Raw genomic sequence first — 1,622 nt, 5'->3', positions numbered from 1 at the left:
GAACGGGTTGGTCGCCATGATCAATTCTTTGAACTGGGTGGACATTCACTCTTGGTGGTCACCTTGATTGAACGTTTGCGTCAGCAAAGCTTGCATACCGATATCCGCACGATTTTTGCCAACCCCATTTTAAGTGCCATTGCACGGGCATTAGCCGATAACGACCATGCCGCATCCGTACAGGTGGTGCCGCCTAACCTGATCACACCAACCGACACAGCGATCACCCCTGACATGCTGCCTTTGGTGAGTCTGTCTCAAACTGACATTGACCAGATCATTGCACATGTGCCGCAGGGTATTTCTAACATTCAAGATATCTACCCCCTGGCGCCCCTGCAAGAAGGCATCCTGTTCCATCATTTGCTAGAAACCGAAGGTGATACTTATCTCCTGCGCTCGGTACTGGCTTTTGATCATCGTGCACGCCTGGATGTATTCTTGTCTGCGCTGCAAAGCGTTATTGACCGCCACGATATTTTACGTACCTCCATTCACTGGATGAGTCTGTCTCAACCTGTACAAGTGGTGCTGCGCAGAGCACCTTTACTTATCGAAGAACTCACGCTCTTAGCCGATGGTGATGCGCAGGCACAATTAAATGCACTGACTGATCCACGTCATCTTCGTCTGGATCTTCAACAAGCTCCTTTGTTAAAAGCCTATATTGCCGCGGATCCGCATTCTCAGGAATGGTATCTGGCTTTGCTCAATCACCATCTGGTGTGTGACCATGTCACCTTAGAGTTCGTCGTTACTGAAGTGCAAACCATCTTGCGTGGCAAGGAGCATCAACTTCCACCTGCCCTGCCTTACCGCAACTTTATAGCGCAGGTACTGTCGGTACCCGTATCGGAACATGAGGCGTATTTCAAACAGCAATTAGGGGATATTGAAGAACCAACGGCACCGTTTGGCATCTTTGATGTGCAGGGCAATGGTTCTGAAGTGCAAGAAGCACGTTTGCCCCTTAGTGATGAGTTATCCCAGCGCATCAGACACAGCGCACGTCAGCAAGGCGTCACGCCTGCTGTACTGTTTCATGTTGCATGGGCACAGGTATTGGCGCAGTGCTGCAATCAAGACGATATTGTGTTTGGAACGGTGTTATCTGGTCGGTTGCAAGGATCAGAAGGGGCCGATCAGGTATTGGGGATGTTTATTAATACCTTGCCGATTCGGATCCATTTTGCACAGCAAACTGCGCAACAACTTGTAGCTGATATTTATGAGCGCTTAGGAACGCTGGTTGTATATGAACAGGCATCGCTGGCTTTGGCACAGCGGTGTAGTAGCGTAGCAGCGCCCTTGCCTTTATTTACCTCAATGCTTAATTACCGTCATAGTGCGGCCGGTACTTCCGATACTACGGAAGCCAGAGGTAATGTTTGGGAGGGGGTGCGCATACTACATGGCGAAGAACGAACCAATTACCCTCTAACACTTTCTGTGGATGATCTGGGCCAGGGTTTTACGTTCACAACGCAATGCGTCACAGGCATCGATGCAGAGCGTATGAATACCTATCTTCTCACAGCCATTGAAGGCCTGGTTCACGCCTTACTTGAGCAGTCTGTCGAACCTGTCAGACGTTTGAGTGTATTGCCTGCAGCAGAGCGCAA

1 protein-coding gene is annotated in these 1,622 nt (G+C 49.8%); it reads left to right on the top strand.

Annotated elements, in window-relative coordinates; translation table 11 throughout:
• Window positions 1-1,622 (top strand): condensation domain-containing protein (locus RBA40_RS33145; RefSeq protein WP_306653145.1); only part of this gene is annotated, 1,622 nt, incomplete at both ends.

The sequence above is a fragment of the Massilia pseudoviolaceinigra genome (assembly GCF_030846505.1).
GTDB lineage: Bacteria > Pseudomonadota > Gammaproteobacteria > Burkholderiales > Burkholderiaceae_D > Telluria_A > Telluria_A violaceinigra.
This window is presented reverse-complemented; position numbering and strand designations above follow the sequence as displayed.